Annotated in this window: 21 protein-coding genes; 7 read left to right on the plus strand and 14 right to left on the minus strand. The window is 37.4% G+C overall.

Annotated features, from left to right (window positions below):
- Window positions 1-5: 5 nt before the first annotated feature.
- The 3 genes from BN999_RS12670 to BN999_RS12680 all read right to left on the minus strand — a co-directional run bounded on the left by BN999_RS12670 (window position 6) and on the right by BN999_RS12680 (window position 3,211).
- On the minus strand, window positions 6-1,295 hold the full coding sequence (locus tag BN999_RS12670; RefSeq protein WP_096272392.1) for an arsenic transporter: 1,290 nt from the start codon (window positions 1,293-1,295) through the stop codon (window positions 6-8).
- 25 nt (window positions 1,296-1,320) lie between these two features.
- Window positions 1,321-1,665, minus strand: a complete 345-nt coding sequence (locus tag BN999_RS12675; protein WP_096271899.1) for an ArsR/SmtB family transcription factor — start codon at window positions 1,663-1,665, stop codon at window positions 1,321-1,323.
- A gap of 130 nt (window positions 1,666-1,795) precedes the next feature.
- Window positions 1,796-3,211: a SpoVR family protein gene (locus tag BN999_RS12680; RefSeq protein WP_096271901.1), complete on the minus strand. Its 1,416-nt coding sequence runs from the start codon at window positions 3,209-3,211 to the stop codon at window positions 1,796-1,798.
- A 143-nt stretch (window positions 3,212-3,354) separates the two neighbouring features.
- Here BN999_RS12680 and BN999_RS12685 point away from each other — a divergent pair, with 143 nt between their 5' ends.
- Window positions 3,355-4,347 carry a metal ABC transporter solute-binding protein, Zn/Mn family gene (locus BN999_RS12685; RefSeq protein ID WP_096271903.1) on the plus strand — a complete coding sequence of 331 codons (993 nt, stop codon included), beginning with the start codon at window positions 3,355-3,357 and terminating at the stop codon, window positions 4,345-4,347.
- 68 nt (window positions 4,348-4,415) lie between these two features.
- On the opposite strand, the gene htpG is transcribed toward BN999_RS12685, so the two are convergent.
- Window positions 4,416-6,296 carry a molecular chaperone HtpG gene (gene htpG / locus BN999_RS12690; RefSeq protein WP_096271905.1) on the minus strand — a complete coding sequence of 627 codons (1,881 nt, stop codon included), beginning with the start codon at window positions 6,294-6,296 and terminating at the stop codon, window positions 4,416-4,418.
- 216 nt (window positions 6,297-6,512) lie between these two features.
- Here htpG and BN999_RS12695 point away from each other — a divergent pair, with 216 nt between their 5' ends.
- The gene (locus BN999_RS12695; protein ID WP_096271907.1) at window positions 6,513-6,863 is read left to right on the plus strand and encodes a hypothetical protein; all 351 of its coding nucleotides are present in this window, start codon (window positions 6,513-6,515) and stop codon (window positions 6,861-6,863) included.
- 857 nt (window positions 6,864-7,720) lie between these two features.
- Here the strand turns inward: BN999_RS12695 and yhbH are convergent.
- Window positions 7,721-8,890: a sporulation protein YhbH gene (gene yhbH / locus BN999_RS12700; RefSeq protein ID WP_096271909.1), complete on the minus strand. Its 1,170-nt coding sequence runs from the start codon at window positions 8,888-8,890 to the stop codon at window positions 7,721-7,723.
- A 175-nt stretch (window positions 8,891-9,065) separates the two neighbouring features.
- Window positions 9,066-10,961, minus strand: a complete 1,896-nt coding sequence (locus tag BN999_RS12705; RefSeq protein ID WP_096271911.1) for a PrkA family serine protein kinase — start codon at window positions 10,959-10,961, stop codon at window positions 9,066-9,068.
- A 671-nt stretch (window positions 10,962-11,632) separates the two neighbouring features.
- On the opposite strand from BN999_RS12705, the gene BN999_RS12710 reads away from it, so the two are divergent.
- The gene (locus BN999_RS12710; RefSeq protein ID WP_096271913.1) at window positions 11,633-12,352 is read left to right on the plus strand and encodes a YebC/PmpR family DNA-binding transcriptional regulator; all 720 of its coding nucleotides are present in this window, start codon (window positions 11,633-11,635) and stop codon (window positions 12,350-12,352) included.
- A gap of 69 nt (window positions 12,353-12,421) precedes the next feature.
- On the opposite strand, the gene BN999_RS12715 is transcribed toward BN999_RS12710, so the two are convergent.
- The 7 genes from BN999_RS12715 to BN999_RS12745 all read right to left on the minus strand — a co-directional run bounded on the left by BN999_RS12715 (window position 12,422) and on the right by BN999_RS12745 (window position 17,167).
- The gene (locus tag BN999_RS12715) at window positions 12,422-12,823 is read right to left on the minus strand and encodes a DUF1761 domain-containing protein (RefSeq protein WP_096271915.1); all 402 of its coding nucleotides are present in this window, start codon (window positions 12,821-12,823) and stop codon (window positions 12,422-12,424) included.
- Between the two features lie 74 nt (window positions 12,824-12,897).
- Entirely contained in the window at window positions 12,898-13,236 is a 339-nt protein-coding gene (locus BN999_RS12720; RefSeq protein ID WP_096271917.1) for a hypothetical protein, read from the minus strand.
- 48 nt (window positions 13,237-13,284) lie between these two features.
- Window positions 13,285-14,100 carry a lipid II flippase Amj family protein gene (locus tag BN999_RS12725; RefSeq protein ID WP_096271919.1) on the minus strand — a complete coding sequence of 272 codons (816 nt, stop codon included), beginning with the start codon at window positions 14,098-14,100 and terminating at the stop codon, window positions 13,285-13,287.
- A gap of 120 nt (window positions 14,101-14,220) precedes the next feature.
- Window positions 14,221-14,844 carry a LysE/ArgO family amino acid transporter gene (locus tag BN999_RS12730; protein ID WP_096271921.1) on the minus strand — a complete coding sequence of 208 codons (624 nt, stop codon included), beginning with the start codon at window positions 14,842-14,844 and terminating at the stop codon, window positions 14,221-14,223.
- 23 nt (window positions 14,845-14,867) lie between these two features.
- Complete coding sequence (locus BN999_RS12735) at window positions 14,868-15,539, minus strand: GNAT family N-acetyltransferase (RefSeq protein WP_096271923.1); 672 nt, start codon at window positions 15,537-15,539, stop codon at window positions 14,868-14,870.
- A 16-nt stretch (window positions 15,540-15,555) separates the two neighbouring features.
- On the minus strand, window positions 15,556-16,410 hold the full coding sequence (locus BN999_RS12740; protein WP_096271925.1) for a carbon-nitrogen hydrolase family protein: 855 nt from the start codon (window positions 16,408-16,410) through the stop codon (window positions 15,556-15,558).
- A 115-nt stretch (window positions 16,411-16,525) separates the two neighbouring features.
- The gene (locus tag BN999_RS12745; RefSeq protein ID WP_255247478.1) at window positions 16,526-17,167 is read right to left on the minus strand and encodes a TerC family protein; all 642 of its coding nucleotides are present in this window, start codon (window positions 17,165-17,167) and stop codon (window positions 16,526-16,528) included.
- Between the two features lie 237 nt (window positions 17,168-17,404).
- On the opposite strand from BN999_RS12745, the gene BN999_RS12750 reads away from it, so the two are divergent.
- The 3 genes from BN999_RS12750 (at window position 17,405) to BN999_RS12760 (ending at window position 21,261) form a co-directional block, all read left to right on the plus strand.
- Window positions 17,405-18,619, plus strand: a complete 1,215-nt coding sequence (locus BN999_RS12750) for a DUF346 domain-containing protein (protein ID WP_176481973.1) — start codon at window positions 17,405-17,407, stop codon at window positions 18,617-18,619.
- A gap of 256 nt (window positions 18,620-18,875) precedes the next feature.
- On the plus strand, window positions 18,876-20,255 hold the full coding sequence (locus BN999_RS12755) for an amino acid permease (protein WP_176481974.1): 1,380 nt from the start codon (window positions 18,876-18,878) through the stop codon (window positions 20,253-20,255).
- Between the two features lie 196 nt (window positions 20,256-20,451).
- Window positions 20,452-21,261 (plus strand): CPBP family intramembrane glutamic endopeptidase, encoded by an 810-nt coding sequence (locus BN999_RS12760; protein WP_096271929.1) that lies wholly within the window; start codon window positions 20,452-20,454, stop codon window positions 21,259-21,261.
- 81 nt (window positions 21,262-21,342) lie between these two features.
- Here the strand turns inward: BN999_RS12760 and BN999_RS12765 are convergent, their stop codons facing one another.
- On the minus strand, window positions 21,343-22,116 hold the full coding sequence (locus tag BN999_RS12765) for a tyrosine-protein phosphatase (RefSeq protein WP_217988482.1): 774 nt from the start codon (window positions 22,114-22,116) through the stop codon (window positions 21,343-21,345).
- A gap of 300 nt (window positions 22,117-22,416) precedes the next feature.
- Here BN999_RS12765 and BN999_RS12770 point away from each other — a divergent pair, with 300 nt between their 5' ends.
- Complete coding sequence (locus BN999_RS12770) at window positions 22,417-23,412, plus strand: LysM peptidoglycan-binding domain-containing protein (protein WP_096271933.1); 996 nt, start codon at window positions 22,417-22,419, stop codon at window positions 23,410-23,412.
- The last annotated feature ends 30 nt before the right edge of the window (window positions 23,413-23,442 follow it).

Consider the following 23,442-nt stretch of genomic DNA (forward strand, 5'->3'; position numbering starts at 1 on the left):
CTTTATTAAAATATAGTTAATGTTACATATAGACCTAATAAGGTGATAAACAGGATTGGAATGGTTAAAATAATCCCTGTTTTGAAATACGTCCCCCAAGAGATTTTGACTCCCTTTTGCGATAAAACATGAAGCCATAATAGCGTTGCTAGTGAACCGATTGGAGTAATCTTCGGACCTAAGTCAGAGCCAATTACATTCGCGTACACTAATGCTTCTCGGATAACACCTGTTGTATCTGTCTCAGCAATTGCTATCGCATCAATCATAACTGTTGGCATGTTATTCATAATGGAGGATAGTATTGCCGCAATGAATCCCATAGAAACTGTTGCAACAAATAATCCCTGTTCTGCTGCTAGCTGTATGACATCAGCTAACAAGTCTGTTAATCCTGCATTTCGTAAGCCAAATACAACTACATACATTCCTATGGAGAAGAACACAATATTCCATGGAGCGCCTTTTATAACTGCCATTGTATTGACCACTTCACTTCTTCTAGCAACTAATAAGAAGAAAATGGCGATAACCCCAGCAACAATAGAAACAGGGAGATTAATAAATTCACTGGTAAAATAACCAATTAATAGGATGGCAAGGACATACCAAGACATGTTAAACATCTTTTTATCTCGAATTGCTTCTGATGGCTCTTTTAATTGTGAAATATCATAATTCCTTGGAATACTTTTTCTAAAGTAAATCAATAGAACGGTAATCGTGGCAATAAGTGAGAAAATGTTTGGTAGAAACATTCTCGTTGCATACTCAACAAATCCAATATCAAAGAAGTCTGCAGATACAATGTTTACCAAGTTACTAACCACAAGTGGCAAGGAAGTGGTATCCGCGATAAAGCCACTGGCCATAATAAACGGAAAGACCATTTTTTCTTGAAAGTTCAAGTTCCGAACCATAGCAAGAACAATTGGAGTAAGGATGAGTGCTGCACCATCATTGGCGAAAAATGCCGCTACTATTGCTCCAAGGATACTGACATAAACAAACATTCTAATTCCATTACCTTTAGCAGCTCTTGCCATATGCAAGGATGCCCATTCGAAAAATCCGATCTCATCTAAAATCAGTGAAATAAGGATAATAGCAACAAACGCTAAGGTAGCATTCCATACAATTCCAGTCACTTCCATCACATCATGATAATCGACTACACCTACAAGTAGTGCCAGGATAGCTCCGCCACAAGCAGACCATCCTATATTTAATCCTTTTGGCTGCCAAATGACTAATACAAGTGTTGCCAAAAAGATAAGTATTGCTAGTATAACCATAGCTGACAAAGTAGTTCCCCCTAAATTAACAACAAGAAATTCGAGTCCCTTGTTCTTCTAATTTCTGTAATTTATCATCTTGACTAGGTAGATGCTCGAGAATCTGTTGAATAAATGGGTAATACATATTCTTTTTGTTCATCGAGTAAAATATCCATTGTCCCCTACGTTCTTCCTTTACTAAGCCTAGGTCCCTTAATTTACGTAGATGTTGGCTGATGGATGGTTGACTCATATTAAATATCTCTACAAATTCACACACACAACAATCATGTTTGTCCATAATCTTCATCATCGTTAAACGTGTTTTGTCCCCCATTAACTTCAAAACAGATGCCGCATTTTCCATTTCAATGGAAGTTTTTAGCATAACTTTTCACCACCTAATATATTCGTATATAAGTATATAGTTATTTGCTTATATATTCAATAGATAATACTTAAGAATATTGCAAGACTAAATAGTAAAAGAGCTTACACGAAGTAAGCCCTTTAGTTATCTATCTCTTAAAAACCCGGTCCCCATCATAAGAATAAACCGTCAACTTTTCATCCACATACGTCTCCATATAAACCTTCCGACCCCATAGTTGATAAAGATAAGGCAACACATTTTCCAAATAGTGAAGATCCAGTTCTGTTCCTTCATATCCGTGTACTAAATACAACTCTCCATTACGCATATAATCCCCATCCACCACTGTGATGTATGGAAAACCGCCATTCACCCGCATAGATACTAATTGGTCCCGAATATTTTCATAATCCTTATCCGAAATTCGATAATACATGCCTTGCTTTTCAAATAAATACATATCCTCTTGTTCTACTAGTTCTTTTGTGAGGTAGTTTCGGATGAACGAGATATCCGATTCGATTTCTCTTACTTCAAACATCTTTTCTCGCCCTGAACCAGGTTTGACACCTCTGGCTTTCATTTCTTCAGTAGGATTATTGTATCGTTCCTCTATATCCTCAAAAATCTTTAAGCCTAAATAATATGGATTAATTCGTTGTTTAGAAGGCTGCACGACATTTGCATTTAGCTTTGCAAATTCAACTGTCTCACTAGACGTTAAGTCCAACTCACGCATAATGCGTTGGTGCCAATAGGAAGCCCAGCCTTCGTTCATGATTTTCGTCTCTAGTTGAGGCCAGAAGTATAACATTTCCTCTCGCATCATGGTTAGAATATCTCGTTGCCAGTCTTCCAGCTCCGTGCTGTATTGCTCAATAAATAGAAGAATATCTTTTTCAGGTTTCGGTGGAAATTTTTTTCGGCGTTTTACCCTTGGCTTTGTCTCTTTTGGTTTATCATCTAACCCCCATAGATCATCATAAGGAGATTTCGCCTTCTTTATCGGTGATTCCTCATCTTCCCAAGCATACGCTGGCAACTTAGGACGAACGATTGATGGGTCTATATGTTCTTGCACGGCTAGCACTGCATCTAAAAATGTTTCTACTTCTTCTTTTCCATGTATGATTTCATATTCCGCAATCCTTTCCGCTGTTGCCGTCATGCTTTCTACCATATCTCTTCTCGTATTAGAGAAACGGACATTGTTTTTGAAGAAATCACAGTGCGCTAAGACGTGTGCAATTATGAGTTTATTTTGTATCAAGCTATTGGTGTTTAACAAAAATGCATAACAAGGATCCGAGTTTATCACTAATTCATATATTTGACTTAAGCCTAAATCATATTGTAGCTTCATTCGATGAAATTGTTTTCCAAAGCTCCAATGGGAGAAACGCGTCGGCATTCCGTATGCACCAAATGTATAAATGATTTCAGCAGGACAAATTTCATACCGCATCGGGTAAAAATCCAAGCCAAAACCTTCTGCAATTTCCGTGATTTCCGCAATGGCTTTATGAAGCTCTTTTGATTCCGTCAATGATGATCCCTCCATGTGTGCTTTATACAGTTTATGAACAAAAATAGGAATGATGAACAAGATATGGAATAAACATAAATCGTAATGATTACTATTTACAAATCGGAATCATTACGATATAATCTGATTTGACTTTAAAAAAAGGGAGAGTTTACGTATTGAAAAGAAACTTGTATTTGATTGGTCTCTTCGTTTTAATCATCATTTTAGGGGCATGTAGTGACAAGGTGAATTCTGATAAATCGGCAGAGGAAGGTACATTGTCCATCTTTACGTCGATTTATCCATTAGAGGATTTCACTAAAAAAATTGGCGGTTCTCATGTAACAGTTCAAACCCTTATTCCTCCGGGTGCAGATAGCCATACATATGAGCCGACCTCAAGAGAAGTATTGGACATTGCTAAAGCTGATGCATTTATTTATAACGGACTTGGGATGGAATCTTATGCAGAATCCATTCATGACACGCTAATAAATGAGGATGTATTAATGGTTATCGCATCCGATGGGGTGGAAGCATTAGCTCATGAGCATGACCATGATCACGAGGATGAGGAACATGACCATGACCATGAAGAAACCACTGAACATGATCATAGCGAGGAAGAGGACAGCCATCACCATGGAGATGAGGATCCACATATTTGGCTAGACCCGCACCGAGCTATCCTGCTTGCTGAGAATATTAAGGATTCTCTAGTAAACTTGAAGCCAGATGCAAAAGAAGATTTTGAGAAAAACTTTGAAGCGTTAAAGAGTAATTTAGAGGATTTAGATGAGCAATTTCATCATGTAGTAGAAACAAAAGAAAACCCTGAAATGCTTGTTTCCCACGCTGCCTACGGTTATTGGGAAGAAAGCTATGGCATTAAACAAATACCCATTGCAGGGTTATCCTCAAGCCAAGAGCCTTCTCAAAGCGAACTGGCACAGCTTATTAAATTAGCCAAAGATAAAGGCTTTAAGTATATTATCTTTGAACAAAACGTCACACCAAAAGTAGCCGAAGTGATTCAGAATGAAATCAATGCAGAGCCACTATACTTGCATAATCTATCGACTTTAACAGCGGATGACCTGGAGAATGAGGAAGACTATTTTAGTTTAATGAAGAAGAACCTAGAGACTTTAGATAGAGCATTAAAATAAATAGCGCAAGCGACTATTTGAAAAACCCAATGTTGGAATCATCATTCCAACATTGGGTTTTCTCTTTATTATTGCGCAACCATTACTTTACACATATTATTAGTAAATTCAACTGGATCCTCAACTGGTAATCCTTCGATTAGTAAAGCTTGGTTAAACAGGATATTCGTATACAGGTCTAATTTTTCCTTATCATTCTCAAATGCATCCTTTAATGTTTGGAAGACTTCATGATTCGGATTAATTTCGAGTACCTTTTCCGCTTTTACTTGTTGATTATCAGGCATGGCACTAATGACTTTCTCCATTTCAATGGAAATTTCACCATCAGCTGTTAAACAAACTGGATGTGACTTTAGGCGTTTAGATACACGAACCTCTTTCACTTTTCCTGATAATTTGTCCTTCATATAACCGAATAGCTCTTTGTTTTCTTCTGTCTCTTGTTCAGATGCCTTTTCTTCTTCGGAATCAATACCAAGGTCATGACTAGATACCGATTTAAATTCTTTTTCCTCATAGTTCATTAAGACACGAATAGCAAATTCATCGATTTCTTCGGTGAAATAAAGGATTTCGTATCCTTTATCCGCTACAAGCTCTGTTTGTGGAAGCTTGTCAATACGGTCAATGGACTCACCTGTTGCATAGTAAATATACTTTTGATCTTCTGGCATTCTAGATACATATTCTGCTAATGTAACGAGTTTCTTCTCTTTGGAAGAGTAGAATAACAAGAGATCCTTCAAGGTATCCTTATTAACACCAAACTCATTATAAACTCCGAACTTCAATTGACGACCAAATGCTTGGAAGAACTTCTCATAGCTCTCTCTATCATCTCTTTGCAGACTAAGTAATTGTTGCTTGATTTTCTTATTAATATTTTTCTCAATAAGCTTAAGTTGTCTATCATGTTGAAGCATTTCTCTAGAGATATTTAGAGATAAATCTTCTGAATCTACTAGCCCTTTTACAAAGCTAAAATGGTCTGGGATTAAATCGGCACATTTTTCCATAATCAGTACACCATTTGAATATAGCTCAAGCCCCTTTTGGTAATCTTGAGAGTAGTAATCAAACGGACGGTTTTCTGGAATGAAAAGAATCGCATTATAGCGAATGGTTCCATCCACACTTAAGTGAATATGCTTCAGTGGCTTATCAAAGCCATATCGTTTTTCTTGATAGAAGTTTTCATAATCTTCATCTGTCAGCTCACTCTTATTCTTTTTCCAAATTGGAACCATGCTGTTGATGATTTCTTCTTCTTTATACTCCACATATTCATCGCTATCATCTTCTTTTTTACTCTTGGTAACTTCCATTTTGATTGGATAGCGAATAAAATCAGAATATTTTTTAATGATCTCTTTTAGTCGGTATTCTTCTAAGTACTCATCATAATTCTCATCTTCTGAGTTATCTTTTAGTTTCAGGGTAATTTCTGTACCTACTGTATCTTTTTCAGCAGGCTCAATCGTATACCCGTCCGTACCTTTCGATTCCCATTTGAAAGCTTCATCACTTCCAAGTGCTTTACTTACCACGGTTACAACATCGGCAACCATAAATGCCGCATAGAATCCAACACCAAACTGACCAATAATATCATGGCCATCTTTAATTTCATTTTCCGATTTAAAGCTGAAGGATCCACTTTTCGCAATCGTACCTAGGTTCTTTTCAAGCTCTTCCTGTGTCATCCCAATACCTGTATCTACAATCTTTAAAGTACGAGATTCCTTGTCCGCTTCAAGCTTTATATAATAATCACTTTGATTAAACGTTAAATTATCATCCGTCAACGCCTTATAGTAAATCTTATCAATCGCATCACTTGAGTTAGAGATTAATTCTCGAAGAAAAACCTCTCGTTGTGAATAGATGGAGTTAATCATTAATTCAAGTAATCGTTTCGATTCTGCTTTAAATTTCCTTTTTCCCATTTCCAACAACTCCTTCAATACGTTATTTTTGTTTGGTGTTATGAGATGGACATTTTTATTTTAGCACTCTCAAGGTTAGAGTGCTAATTTTTTCACTACCAAATAAATATCATATTCATCCTGAACATGTCAATTGGTTTATTCTCTAAGATACGGAAATAACGAAACCGCATATTTCCAATGGAATTAGGAAAATTTAAAGGCAGGAGGGATAGCATGAATCATCAATTTTTATCAATCGAGGAGTTTAATGCATTAATACAACAATGGAATGGCAGATCCATAAAAATAACCAAACACGAAATGGATGATGTGGACCAAACGGTAATGAATCTAAGTGACGTATCCTACGAACAGAACACACGACGAATAGACGATTATGTACCCATGCATAATTTACTTCTAAACGGGGATGGACATATTGAAACACTGGCAGCCATGAGTACCCAGCCGCTTCCATCATCTGTATATGAAATTCCGCTTCAGAATAATTCGCTGTACGAATATGATGGGGAGAAATTTTTCATCACGACAGAGCGTGGGGTTTATAAGATTGAGTTAGCTTGAGTAAGTGAGCTTTAAACATCTTTATGAACGGGGTTTTTGATTGAAATGAATCATGTGAGTACTTTGTACATCATTTTGGAAAGGCTTTGTGAATGAAATGATGTATGGAAGTAACCTATGCATCATTTTGAATAGGCTGTGTAAATGAAATGATGTATAGAAGCAACCTATGCATCATTTTGAATAGGCCATGTAAATGAAATGATGTTTGGGAGCACTCTATACTTCATTTTGATTAGGCTGTGTAAATGAAATGATGTTTGGGAGCACCCTATACTTCATTTTGAATAGGCCATGTAAATGAAATGATGTTTGGGAGCACCCTATACTTCATTTTGATTAGGCCATGTAAATGAAATGATGTTTGGGAGCACTCTATACTTCATTTTGATTAGGCTATGTAAATGAAATGATGTTTGGGAGCACCCTATACTTCATTTTGAATAGGCCACGTAAATGAAATGATGTTTGGGAGCACCCTATACTTCATTTTGAATAGGCCATGTAAATGAAATGATGTTTGGGAGCACCCTATGCATCATTTTGAATAGGTTGTGTAAATGAAATGACGTTTGGGAGCACCCTATACTTCATTTTGGACAAGCACTGTGAATGAAATGATATACGAGAGTGCCCTATGCATCATTTTGAACAGGCAAAGTAAATGAAATGAAGTATGAAAGAACCTTGTACATCATTTTGATCAGCTAATACAGATAAGATGATAAATAACAATGCTCAATGCTCTCTATCATTTCGAACTAAAATAAGTACTGAACTAATGTAAGAACATTAATTTCCCCCTATTACAAGCCCAGAAAAACCCCTAGGAATGTTCTCCTAGGGATTTTCATATATTACACCGTCATGGCTTCACGCTGGAAGAAGCTCTTCATCGCATGATAGACATCTCGTTTTTCTTTTAAAATAAAGTGGCGAAACTTTTCATTTTCAATGGTGCTATAGGCACGCATCAGGGTGGAATGACGGTTATAGATATTTACTTCGGCATAGCCAAACATATTGGAAACATCCATAATTTCATTTACGAGACGGATACATTTTGGGTTGTCAGAGGTGATATTCTCACCATCTGAAAAGTGAAAAGGATAAATATTATAGCGTGAAGGGTTATAGCGACTATCAATTAATTCGATTGCTTTTGCATAGGCGGAGGAACAAATGGTACCGCCACTTTCTCCTTTATTAAAAAATTGCTCTTCCGTCACTTCTTTTGCTTCGGTATGGTGAGCTATAAAGGCAATATCTACATGTTCGTATTTGGTTTTTAAGAATCGTGTCATCCAGAAAAAGAAGCTTCTTGCCATATACTTTTCAAATGATCCCATGGAAGCACTGGTATCCATCATGGCAAGCACCACTGCCTTTGATTCTGGTCTGATTACTTCATTCCATGTTTTGAAACGTAAATCATCATTATAAATTGGAGTAATTCCAGGGTTCCCTTCTCTTGCATTCCGTTTTAAGGCAGTTAATATCGTTCGTTTCTTATCAATATTTCCCATTAAGCCTTTCTTCCGCACATCATTAAACTCAATCTTTTCTGTTATAATCTCTGACTTCTCTTTTTCCTTTAGATTGGGTAATTCTAATTCCTTAAATAGGGCTTCCTCTAACTTCTCTAACGATACCTCAGCTTCATAGTAGTCGTTGCCAGGCTGATCGCCTGCCTTCTTTCCATCGCCAGGACCTGGTCTTCCTTGACCTTTTGCGTTCGGATCTTTTCCTACTACATCTCCTACTTTACTGTCTCCATTACCTTGCCCTACATGCTTTGACTTGTTGTAGTTGTATCGGATTTTGTATTCATCTAGTGAACGGATTGGAATTTTGATTACATCTCGCCCGTTAGACATCACGATACTTTCTTCACTTATTAAATCAGGTAAATTATTTTTAATGGCTTCCTTTACTTTATCCATGTGTCGCTGTTGGTCTTGAAAGCCTTTGCGATGGAGGGACCAGTTTTCCTCGGAGATGACAAAGTTCTGTTTACCTTCCTGCACAACATCCCCTCCTATTCATTGTTGATAAAAGTACCGACATCTAAGAAGATTTCGATACTTTTCTCTATAATATGCAGTTAGGCGCATATTATTGCAATTTATTAATAATAATAGATTAAAAAAAGGTAACAAGACTAGCTTTCGGCCACTCTTGTTACCATATCATCATGCATAATTATCGATTCAACAAACTTCCCACATATCGTAAGAGCTCATTCGCTGATACCGAATTATATCCATATTCATCTATCAATCTAGCAATTACCTCATTAATCTTCTTCAGTTGTGACTCATCTGGTGTCTTAGACGAGGTGGTTATTTTCACCACATCTTTTAAATCTGCGAATAACTTCTTCTGGATAGCCTCCCGTAGCCTATCATGTGAATTATAATCAAATCGTTTCCCTTTTCTTGCATAAGCAGAGATTCGAATGAGAATTTCTTCACGGAAAGAACGTTTGGCATTTTCAGAAATACCGATTTGCTCTTCAATTGAACGCATTAACTTTTCATCTGGATTCATTTCCTCACCGGTTAATGGATCCCGTAGCTTATTTTTATTACAAAATGCCTCTACATTATCAAGATAGTTATCCATTAACGACTTTGCCGATTCTTCGTAAGAGTAAACGAATGCTTTCTGAACTTCTTTCTTAGCAATTTCGTCATACTCTTTCCTAGCTATGGAGATATAGTTCATATAAGTTTCTCTGTCTTCGTCTGAAATCGATGCATGTTGGTCAAGACCTTCTTTCAAGGAGCGTAATACATCTAGAGCATTGATTGATGGCACTTCTTTACGGATAATAGCAGAGGAGATTCGGTTGATGACATAACGAGGATCAATTCCATCCATTCCTTCTGTTGGGAACTCACGCTTCAAATCCTCCACATCAACTTGGTTATATCCTTCTACATTCTCCCCGTCATACAAGCGCATTTTCTTCAATAAATCCATTCCCTGTTTCTTCGAGTCTTCTAATCTCGTTAAGACAGAGAAGATAGCTGCAACGCGTAATGCATGTGGGGCAATATGAACATGGGACATATCACTCTGATTGATCATCTTTTCATAAATTCTTTCTTCTTCACTTACCCTTAGGTTATATGGAATTGGCATCACAATGATTCTAGAATGCAGTGCTTCATTCTTCTTATTGGAAATAAAGGAGCGATATTCCGATTCGTTCGTATGTGCAACAATCAGCTCGTCGGCTGAGATTAGTGCGAACCTACCTGCTTTGAAATTACCTTCCTGTGTTAAAGATAGTAAATGCCATAAGAACTTCTCATCACATTTCAACATTTCCTGAAACTCCATCATTCCACGGTTAGCCTTATTTAATTCTCCATCAAACCGGTAAGCTCTCGGGTCTGATTCCGATCCATATTCCGCTATCGTTGAAAAATCAATACTCCCAGTTAGGTCTGCTATATCCTGGGACTTCGGGTCAGACGGACTAAAGGTTCCAATTCCAACACGTTTATCCTCCGATAGAAAAATACGCTCCACCATTACATCTTCCACACGTCCGCCATAGTCTTTCTCCAGACGCATCGTGTTTAACGGGGATAGACTACCTTCAATTCGAATACCATATTCATGGAAAAAGTCTTCCCGTAAATGATGTGGGATTAAATGGAGTGGATCCTCGTGCATTGGACAGCCTTTAATGGCATAAACTGCACCTTCATCTGTTCGTGAATATTTTTCTAAACCTCGTTTTAACATGGTTACAATAGTAGATTTACCACCACTAACCGGGCCCATTAATAATAGAATACGTTTTCTTACATCTAGCCGCTTTGCAGCAGGATGAAAGTATTCCTCAACAAGTCGTTCAATAGCATCTTCTAAACCAAATATCTCTTCTCCAAAGAACTCAAACATCTTCCGACCATTTCGTTCCTTTACCCCAGCTGCTTTGATCATATTATAAACTCGCGAATGAGCAGTCTGGGCAACTTCAGGTCTTTCTTTTATTAACCCTAAGTACTCCGCGAATGTACCTTCCCACTTTAAACGATTCTCCTCTTCACGAAAGCTCTTTACCTTGTTAAGAATATCCATATTATCTTCCCTCCATCTTGGACGCGGTTTATATAGCTTATGCAAGACTTCCTGTCGAGATGCCGAGAATTTAGGCGAAAGGTTGTCCAAGTGGCAGTTTGATTAATACTTTTATAGGTACTTACCGGATTGGATAATGACTGGCCCTCTTTAGCATTACTTCTTCTCCAGGTAAATCTCTTAGAACATCATGAGGGACATTGTCATCATTTTTTCACTCTAAATTATCTCTCTAAATCGTTATGAGAGGTTTCCTCATCATCTTTTCTCTCCAATTTTTCTCTCTAAAATGTCATGAGAGCACTTCTCATCATCTTTTCTCCCCAAATTACCTCTCCAAATCATCATGAGAGCTCTCCTCATCATCTTTTCAAACCAAATTACCTCTCCAAATCGTCATGAGAGCACCTCTCATCACCTTTTCAAACCAAATATCTCTCAAAATCATCACGAGAACTCTCCTCATCATCTTTTCACTCAATTATCTCTCCAGAAACATCATGAGGCGCTTTAACAACCGGTTTCCAACACAAACATTCTTATAAATAATCCACCCTCCAACTAAATTTCCCCGAGAAAATCTGATTAAGATGTTGTATAATAGGATAGTCAATCAGTTGATACTCCATTATTTTAGTAAGACAAAAGACAAGAAAGTGAGATGTTCTTCTATGGGACGTAAATGGAATAATATTAAGGATAAGAAAGCAGAAAAGGACAAAAATACTAGTCGCATTTATGCTAAGTTCGGCCGTGAGATCTATGTTGCTGCTAAGCAAGGGGAACCAGATCCTGAAGCTAACCAGGCTTTGAAGGTTGTTTTAGAACGTGCGAAAACATACAGTGTTCCAAAACATATTATCGAAAAAGCAATCGATAAAGCTAAAGGTGGAGACGACGAAAACTATGATGAGCTTCGTTATGAAGGGTTCGGACCAAATGGGTCTATGCTTATCGTGGACACCTTAACTAATAACGTAAACAGAACGGCATCTGAAGTACGTGCTGCCTTCGGTAAAAATGGCGGTAATATGGGTGTAAGTGGTTCTGTTGCTTATATGTTCGATGCAACGGCAGTATTTGGAATTGAAGGCAAAACTGCTGATGATGTTCTGGAGCTATTAATGGAAGCTGATATAGATGTTCGTGATGTATTAGAAGAAGATGAAATCGTGGTTGTATATGCAGAGCCAGACCAATACCATGCTGTACAAGAAGCATTCAAAAACGTTGGCATTACAGAGTTTACTGTTGCTGAATTAACAATGCTTCCACAAAACGAGGTTGAATTAGACGAAGAGTCTAAGGCCCAATTTGAGAAGTTGATTGATGTGTTAGAAGACCTTGAGGATGTTCAACAGGTTTACCATAATGTTGATTTAGGTGAATAAACCTAACGGAACAATGAAGACCAAACGGTCACTCTACTTGAGTGACCGTTTTATTATTAAAAGTATCTATCAAGAAAAGCTCCCAATAATGACCCCTGCAAGTATCATACTAACAACATGAAAACCAGCAGTAATGAAATATAGTTTCCACTTCATCCCTTCATAAAGCGCATTCGTTGCAGAAGTACCAGCAATAACAAGACCTACTACCAACCCGAGCCATAATCCGTCTACCCAACTATCGATATTTGCCCATTCTGCAATTATTGCTAACAAAAAGGAATTAATAATAGCCATCAAAATCGAGCCTGTCATCACTTTTCCCACGCTAGGAAGATCTTCATCCTTCAATCCCTTTAACGTTTGCCATGTATTCCAGAAAACCTTAGGCGAATACCAGATGGAACCAAGAATACAGATTGCTACCGCACTTATTATTACTGCTAAAAAATTGATTGCGTCAAAATCCACTTTATTACCTCCAACGTATTAGTTCTTACAAGCTTTTCCATTATTAAAAAAAATATTATGAAAAGCAATATCAGCTACTTCTGAATGGTTTCTTCTCTCTGTATACTTTCTTTCTTATTAAAGGTAATAAAATATAGAAACAAGACAAAAGTATATGCCATTGTGATAAGAATAAAATTAGGAACCTCAAAAAATGTGAGTAATGCACATAAAACCAATATGCTCAATAAAATTGGAATATGTGTTACACCTCGGTCTTTATAAGCTTCGTACATACACCAAAGAAATAAGATGATGCAGAAGAATAATGATATCCAAATATAAGGGGTAAAGCTCTTTTCAAAATTAACGGAGAAGAAAACACTTAATCCATTTATAGTTAAAGCTAAAAGAAAACCTATATAGCGTTTCATGACAATCCCCTCCCTACTAAACAAAACCTTATTTATGCTTGTTAGTCGTTATACGATAAATTTCGTAAACCATGCTATATATTTAGCTCCCCAAACGAAAAGGAATTGGGCAAGTATCGTTCCAAACAACCTTGACGTTACCATCATTAACGACATACTCTTCAGCTTATTATAGCTTCCTCTTTGGTTAACAACATCGTCTGCTATTACAGAGATTTTCGGATCAATAAAAACAACCAAAAGTATTGTTGCTATCCCATTTATCAAACCTGATGCCATAATTGCCGTAGAAGCCCTTTCAGGAGCTAATAGTGCTGCATATAGTGCAGATAATACACCGATTGTATATATGGATGTAATTATCATATTTACAAAAAATAATTTAATTGGTATATCTTTCGCTCTAGTGTCCCGTAAATAGGAGAATTTAGGTAGACTAAAATGGGTAATGCCTCGTTTTATATAATGTAATGAGAAAATCTTTTTCATTAGGGAAGGAACAGACCCTTTTTCCTCTGATAAATGAATAATCGCCCGTGAAAATAAAGCTATAAAAGTAGGAAGTAGAATTATTCCAAACACAGTTCCCACCGTTGATGCACCAATCAGTATTCGAAATTGGGTTTCTACAAACTCTAGTGCATTTTCTTTCGGAGCAGTATCAATTAGGCTCCCAGTAAAAGGTTGTTGCATCATATTTGCTAGTCTTGATACGATGACCATTATATTAAAGAGCGATAAAGCGGAAGCTATCATTTTGACTCTTGCACCTGATAACCTTACAGCATAAGCTAGGGTTTCTATTGAATGGATGATAAAAATAAACAAAGCTATATATAATAATTTTTCATTGAAGAATTCCATTTAGGTAACCTCTCTCACGAAAATTGAATACCCAAATTGTACCATAGTGATCATTTTTCTTCCCAATTTCCTGGTATGGTTTCACATAATAAAAAGCCTTCCTAATCGGAAGACTTTAGCTCACCAAAGTAGTTCACTATCTATGAATCGATATCCCATATACAAGGCCATAATCCAAATAATAATTGCAGATACCTGATTAAGCCTTTTCAGTAACGCACCAGATTTCCCTAATTGCCCTACTCGGCTCCCAACAATTGCCAGTCCGAAAAACCAAATCCAAGATACGATAATACAAGATAAAGCAAACACCAGCTTGTCATACCCCTCATAAACAATCGAACTCGTCCCTATAACACCAATCGTATCTAAGATAGCATGAGGATTGAGTAATGAGACAGATGCTGCAAATGTAATCTGACGCTTAGCTGAATACCGACTACGATCTGCTTGACCTCCACCTTGATTACTCCTCCACATAACCCAACCCATATAGAGCAAAAAGAGAAAACCAATCAACGACAATACCAGACCAATACCATCAAAACGAAGAACCATTACAGACACTCCAGCTACAGCCAATGTAATCAGTATGGTATCACAAATAGATGCAGTAACGACCGCCGGCAAAGCCTTTCTCAGCTTAGTATGTATAGCACCTTGGTTAAAAATAAATACATTTTGTATCCCTAAAGGAAGGATTAGACCAAAAGCTAAAATAACTCCATGTAAAAATGCTTCCACTACTTCCCCATCCTTCTATGAATCTATGAAATCTTAAATGGATTCTTCCATTCCATTAAACTAGCATAATTCAAGGATTCCTCATCCTCCAGATAATTAGGGATTACACCAATCGGCCTTCTTCCCGTATTTAATAAAAAGGTAATCACTGGATCCGTTAATTTACCACTGACCACGTTTTCCAAATATTCTTCAGCCGATAATCTATCCGCATGTTTATGATAACCAGGCATTCGTCCACCACCAAGCAACCTTTCTAACCCTTGATGAATCACAACTCCATACATGGAATGCATCAGTAATTTACCTAATGCTAATTTGCGATAAGATGGTCGAATGCAAATATCAACGACATACAACGTATTGCCATTGGGATTATGATTTCGAATATAGCCATCATCTGTGATTTCTTCCCATGTATGAAAAGGGTTGGTAGGGTCAAAGTCTACCAATAACCCTGTCATAGAACCAGCTAACACACCATTTACTTCTACACATAATGCACCCTCTGGAAACAGGCTCACATGATTACGCAATTGTTCTTTGTTCCACCACAATTCGGATGGAAAAGGCGGAGGGAAACTTTCCGCCTGAATGTTAATTAATTCATCAAAATCTACCTGCCCGTAATTTCTAACTAGTGCATCTACATAACCCTGATCATCTTTAAGATAAACATGCTTTTTGTATCGCATCTTTTTTAGTCCCTTCTTATTTACTTAGGTCGGGATATAGATCTAGGCGTCTGTCGGTCCAAGTTGTAACCGATCCTTCTTCTCTTACCTTGTATAATAGTGACAAATCTAAATCAGCAGTAATGATCATATCATGGTTAAATTCGCCTTCCATTAATATTCCATTCTTCGGAAATGGAATATCATTTGGCGTAATCACTGCTGCTTGTCCGTAATTCGCACGCATAAAGTCAACATTACGAAGTGCTCCAACCGTACCAGTGGTTACAACATATACTTGATTTTCAATTGTTCGAGCATGGCATGTATAACGAACACGGTTAAATCCATGAAGGTCATCTGTACAAGATGGAGCAAAGATCACATCCGCTCCCATTCCACGGACCATCCTTACGATTTCTGGAAACTCCATGTCATAACAAGTTAATAAGGCAATTTTTCCTTTATCTGTCTCAAAGATTTGGATGGACTCACCAGGGGTAATATTCCAATCTTTCTTCTCTGTTGGTGTCATATGGAGTTTTGCTTGTTCTGCCACACGACCATCTGGATAAAAGAGATGGGCCGTATTATATAATTTTCCTTCTTTTTTGGTTACATGAGTACCACCAATAATATGCATCCCTGTTTCCTGTGCTAATCCTCGAAACAATTCAATATATTGATCTGTGTAGTTAGGTAACTCATCTACAAGTCCAACCGTATTCCCTGTAATAGAAAGTAACTGTGTCGTAAAAAATTCTGGAAAAAGAACGAATTCCGAATCATATTCATTAGCTGTCCGAACATAATGAGTTACTTGAGCTGCAAAGTCTTCAAAGCTATTTATTTTTTCTAAGTGGTATTGTACCGCAGATACACGTAATTTCATTTTGAGGTAACTCCTTTTCGTTAGTTATACCTGTACTATATTTCATTGTTTCCATTTGCACAATAATAATTTTACAAGTTTACCAAAATTCCATAGAGACCTCATTTCTACGGCTTTAGCGATACCTCCGTTGTATTCCACCAATGGATAAAACAAGGACAATCAGCCCAATTAGCAGGACTATTTCCATAGACGTGTTAGATGAGAGACTACGTTGTATGAATGGTTCTTTCACTAGCATTTCCCCAGCTGTCCAGGCCAGTAGTGCTGAACCAATATAGACAACAAAGGAGTACGTTTCCATGATACGTAATATAAATTGGCTTGCAAATAGCATGATAGGAATACTTAGAATAATCCCTAGGATAACTAACATCATATTGTTATTAGATACCGCTACAATCCCTAATACATTATCTAGACTCATCAGCATATCTGCGAAAATAATAATTACGATTGCTTCCTTTAAGGAATTACCGACTTTAATTTGACTTTCGTCCGCTTCTTCATCTACCAAAAGTTTATATGCCACCACTAACAGGAGAATGCCCCCAATTAAATGGATATAAGGTAGCTTCAATAGATACATGACAATCACCGTAAATAGGATACGAAATACCACTGCCCCAACCGTTCCCCAGACAATCGCCTTGTTCTTTAAGTTGGATGGCAAATTACGACTTGCCATAGCTATAACAACTGCATTATCACCACTCAAGATTAGATTTATCAGTAATATTTTTACAAAAGGCTCCACAAATTCCAATAAAATTCCTCACCCCACTCTTTTTCGTCGTAAAAAATGCTTGTCCTAAAAAAACTATGAGCTTAAAAGCTATTACATTACTTTTTTATAAAAAAACTGGACGATTTTATTTAAGTTCTACTAGGGTAAGGATCAGGGAGCGCTGACTTTTCTTTCCAAGAAATAGGCTAATATCACTCCCACTTCATTCCTCTCCGCATATTCTAGTTAAAAAGCGGAGGAATGTAGATGTTTTATTACCAGTATTATTTTCCACAGTTTGTACCAGTGCAGTATTACGGGCAACCGTTATATTTAGATAGGCAGCAACCAAATGTTCAAGAACTACTACAAACGATTAGTTCTGAACATAGGAATTTATATCGGGACCTTGAAAATGCAGGAATGAATAGGCAAGTAATTGATTATGTCTTTTTCTTTATGGTGAATTATGTAGTAAACCAAGCTAATACCAACCAAAATGCAAACCAAATCTATTCACAATTCCAAAGACAGGTTCCATGGTTTAACTTGATCTTTAGACAGTTAAATGTTTCTCAAAGTGTTGCGGATCGTGTGCTAAAAAGGCTTATTCAAATCGTACTAGATTTAATCAAAGGTGGAGGCGACCAGCCTGGACCTGGACCAGGGCAAGGTTGGTCCAATTGGGAAGACTTAGGTGGCGTGCTTACATCCGCTCCAACCGTTGCTTCTTGGCAGCCTAATCGTCTAGATGTGTTTGTAAGGGGGACAGATAATGCACTATATCATAAATGGTGGGATGGCTCTCGTTGGCTAGATTGGGAAAGCCTTGGCGGTGTTTTAACAAGCCCTCCAGGCGCTGTTTCTTGGGGACCGAATCGAATTGATGTGTTTGCTCGAGGTACTGATAATACCCTATTTCACAAGTGGTGGGATGGCTCCCGTTGGAATGATTGGGAAAGTCTTGGTGGGGTATTAACCAGTGGCCCTGCAGTTTCTTCTCGTCGGACCAACCAATTAGATGTGTTTGTACGTGGTACCGGAAACAGATTATATATGCGATCTTGGAATGGGTCTCGTTGGCTAGATTGGGAAGATCTTGGAGGAAATCTAAATTCTGAGCCTGCAGCAGTATCTTGGGGGCCAAATCGAATCGATGTCTTCGCCAGAGGCCAGAACAATAATTTAATTCACAAGTGGTGGAACGGTAATCGTTGGAGTGATTGGGAAAGCCTTGGAGGCACATTAACTAGTGCACCAACAGTTTCATCTCGCCGTCCAAATCAACTAGATGTGTTTGCACGCGGTACTGGAAATCGCCTTTACAAACGCACCTGGAACGGAACTCGTTGGGAAAGCTGGGAGAACCTTGGCGGCACACTAACATCCGCACCAGCAGCTGTATCTTGGGGGCCAAACCGAATTGATGTCTTCGCTAGAGGGCAAAATCAATCCCTGATCCACTCATGGATGGGTAGGTAATGCAAAAGTACTAAATTAATGGGGTACAATTTCACCTTGTACCCCATTTTCTTTTTGGTATAATGAGAAGATGTTTTTCTGTAAAGCTTCTGGTGAGAGAAATCAGTATTTTTACATAAACTACACTTACATAAAATTAAAGGCTGTTTTTATTTTGAGAATGGAACTGCGGTGAAAAGATGAGTGATTGCGTGTCGCACATCATCTAAGAAACCAATAACTCAATGAAAACAGCCAAAACAAAAGAGGTTTTAGTGTGAACAAACTTAGAAAAAAAGGCATTCATGACATGCTAAACAAACATGACGGCTTACAACTCAAGCGAACATTGGGTGCATTTGACTTAGTTATGCTTGGGGTTGGAGCTATTATTGGTACCGGTATTTTCATTCTTCCCGGAACGGTTGCTGCTTTGCATTCTGGTCCAGCTATTATCTTCTCCTTTATCATTGCTGCGATTGTTTGCTCCTTGGCTGCCATGTGTTACTCCGAATTTGCATCTTCCATTCCAATTACCGGAAGTGCGTATACGTATAGTTATTCTGTCTTTGGCGAAATCGTTGCATGGATTGTGGCATGGGCTTTAGTACTGGAATATGGATTAGCCGCCGCTTCGGTTGCGACAGGGTGGTCTGCATATTTTGTTTCCTTATTAGAGGGATTCGACATTGTCATACCACATGCATTAACGGGTCCGTTTAACCCAGCAGAGGGAACCTATTTCAATCTCCCTGCGATTGCAATTGTACTAATACTTGCTTTCTTCCTGTCGTTTGGATTACAAGAATCCAATCGGTTAAATAAGATCATGGTATTTATAAAAATTAGCGTTATATTGTTATTTATTATCGTCGGTGTTTTCTATGTAAAACCAACCAATTGGGAGCCCTTCTTACCGTTTGGATGGGATGGGGTGTTTACTGGAGCTGCACTTGTATTCTTTGCCTACCTTGGATTCGATGCTGTTTCTTCTGCTGCAGAGGAAGTGAAGAATCCTCAAAAAACGATGCCAATAGGAATCATTGGGTCCTTATTAATCTGTACTGCATTGTACGTAACTGTTTCACTTGTACTTACTGGTATGGTCCCGTACACCGACCTTAATGTGAGTGACCCTGTTAACTTTGCAATGGAAATGGTCAATCAGAATTGGGTGGCTGGATTTATTTCACTTGGGGCCATAGCAGGAATGATGACCGTCATTCTTGTACTTCTTTATGGGGGAACAAGACTACTATTTGCGCTTGGTCGTGACCAGTTATTGCCAAAAAGCATGAGTCGCCTAAATAAAAACAACTCACCCGTTATGAGTACATGGATCTTTGCTATTCTTATTGCCTTTTGTACTGGGTTACTCCCATTAGAAAAACTTGCGGAAATGACGAATATGGGAACCTTGCTCGCATTTATGATCGTGTCCATTGGGGTGATATTTTTAAGAATGGATAAACAATTACCACCTGGAGGATTTAAAGTACCATTATTTCCTTTTATTCCGATATTATCGTTTTTATCCTGTGCCTTTTTAATTACTCAACTGTCGGTTGATACATGGATAGCATCTGGAATATGGTTCTTAGTTGGATTAATGATTTATTTCTTTTATGGTAGGGGACATAGTTTGATGAATAAGTAATAACTATATAAGGAGAACCTCTAGACTGTTAAGTAGTTTCATAAAGTGTAATGTATCCTTTATGGAACTACTTTTTTATATAAAATTTTTCGTAGAACTAATGATGCAAATCATAGGATTGATATTTCTTTTGGTAAAATAGGTTAAAGAACGTCTTTTTCAAAAATCTGCAGGGTGAGAGTGGAGTGGATGAAGGGTGAAAAATGTTAGAATGAAAGGCATCATGATAAGAATTGTTGTAGTTTTAGTATTAAGTATTATCATTTGGAATCTTATTGCTTACCTTAATGATACTTTTATAGGGCAAGAATATAATCCGTTAAGTCACTTCATAATTGCTCTTATCACAGCTGTTTTAGCCATTATTCTTATACAAGTTCTACTTAGAACTGACAAAACTTCGTGGAAAATTGTCGGACAATCCACTTTAAAAACAAACACCTTTTCATTTCTTCTTGGTCTCCTTCTCTGGACAATACCTGCAATGATTGGTTTATTGATCTGTTTAATGTTTGGATGGGTTGAAATAACAGTTTATACAAATTTTAATACTCTTTTGTTGAGTATTTTGATATTATTCGTAACTGTATTTTTGATAGAAGCTTTACCAGAAGAACTTATTTTTAGGGGATATATATATCGTTACTTAAATGCTTTATTCCCCCATTGGAGCACTATCATTTTACAAGCATTATTGTTCACAGTATTTGCCTATTTGATAGGGGCGATTTATTCCGTTGAACAGCTTCAATTCATCCCTGGTTTTGCCATTATTTTAGGCGTGTTTAGAGCGATATCAGGAAATGTTTGGACATCTATTGGGTTTCACACTGCAATTATGACTGCCACTCAAATTCTCGGTCCTATTCACGGACACTTTAATGTGAATGGATTTTTAACACTGCAATTTATTGCATTTATATTGCTTCCAAGTGCAATTGGAGCAACTCTTCTGTCCTTTATAAATCCAAAATACAATTGGAATAATAAGACACCCTTGAATTAAATGAAAAATGAGCATTAAATTGTCATGCAAATTCAATGCTCATTCCATACCACTCAAAAACTACTTTCCTGCCTTTTATTATTAATCAAGCAAATAACTTCTAAGTTTCGTAATATCTTCTTTCTCCAGTCCAATTCCATTTAACACATAGGACTCCACACTTCCATATTCTCGTTCAATCTCATCAAAAAATGCATTAATATACTCCACTCGCGCTTCATACATGGCCTGGACAACCTCTTTATCTATAAAATCTGGCATGGTATATCCAATGGCATTAAAATCTTCCTGCATGGCTTCTAATGTATTATTCGTATATAAATAATCTTCCTCAATCACATCACGAGCTACACCGATTACACTTAATAAAAGCGCAGCAACAGCACCGGTTCGGTCTTTACCAGCCATGCAATGGAAAAGCATCGGCTTACCAGGTTCGTCTAATAACACCCTAAATATTTTTTCAAAAGCAGTGGTATTAGCTACTAAATCTCGGTTTAAATTGGTTAACATTTCGCCAGGCTTACTATTCATCAACTTGCTTTCAAATTGACTTAAATCACCAACTTGCCTTACCGCCTTTTCATCATTAACCAGGGAGATATGATTCCAAGTAGCACCTTCAATGACTGGATCCGGATGATTGCCAACCTCATCATCATCGCGCAAATCACAAATGTTCTTTATACCCAATTTGCTTATCGTTACAAAATCTTGTTCTGTTAATCTACTTAAATTTCCAGAACGGAAAAGAATTCCACTCTTAACCCGTCGTCCATCACTAGTCGGGTAACCTCCTAATTCACGGAAATTAAAAGTACCTTCCAGATGCACTTCTCGTAAAACTTGTTCCATCATCTTTTCCCCCAATATTCTCATATTTTTCTTTATGTAACCGTGTAACCGCAAATACTTTAATCCTGCTATCTTAGTAGATTTTATTGTAACAAACCCGCTTATAAATTGAAATTCTTCTGTAAGGGAATGTGCGATAATTTTCAGGAGGCTTGATATTGAGCTAGTCGGAGTTGAGTTGATGAATGAAATTAGCCCTTTAAATAGCCTACAACCAAACAAATAAAACTATCCTTTTCCGTGTATAGAAACCCCATTTCACCTGAGACTATAAATAAGAATGATGAAAGGAAATGACTGATGAATAAGAAATATAGTTGTATCCTATTACTAATTTCCATAATGTTGATACTGCTTCCTTACCCTACAATGGCGGTTGACACGACTCCTCCCAACCTATATGTAGTACAAACTGCTGATACATTACCTAGCATTGCCAAGCGTTATAACATTAGTACTCATGAGTTAAAAATAACCAATGGACTGCAGTCAGATTCTTTAATTAAAGGACAAAAGCTTTGGGTACCTGTTACGTATGAGGTAACCACTGGAGAGAATCTAGAGGAAATAGCGTGGGCCAATAACTCCACCATACAAACAATCAAAGAAACGAACAACCTTACTTCAAACCATGTATATCCAGGGCAAATCTTAACCATTAAACCAAAGAAAATGAATATGAATGGCCAACATATTCTGATGAATAGGGATGAATTTAAGGACTGGTTATTTAATCAACAGATCACTAGGGATATTCAATTAATTCAGCAGCATCATACTTGGAAACCATCTTATAAGAACTTTCACGGAAATAATCACTTTCAATTATTAAATAGCATGCAACATCACCATATGAAAACAATGGGATGGGATAATATTGCGCAGAACATTACCACCTTCCCTGATGGAAAGATTGCTGTGTCTAGACCTTTAAACACGGCGCCAGAAGGGTCCATTGGTCCTAAGGCTAATAAGCATGGAATTGCAATTGAACATATTGGAAACTTTGATCAAGGCCATGACGTGATGACAAAAGAGCACCAAGAAACGATCGTCTATATTACGGCATTACTTAGTTTGAAATTTGGGTTAACCCCTTCAATCGATACCATCACATATCATCACTGGTGGCATTACAAGACAAAAGAACGGGTACTAGATAACGCCAAAAGCTATGAGGTAAAATCGTGTCCAGGAACAAACTTTTTTGGAGGCAACTCAACAAATAGCGCAAAGAAGTATTTTTATCCATTAGTGAAAGAGAAGATGAAGGAATTAGAAGGATTGGCTAAATAAATGTCACCCTTCCTTGTCATGTTCAGGAAG

Origin of the sequence: Paucisalibacillus globulus, assembly GCF_900184735.1 — a bacterium.
Lineage (GTDB): Bacteria > Bacillota > Bacilli > Bacillales > Amphibacillaceae > Ornithinibacillus > Ornithinibacillus globulus_B.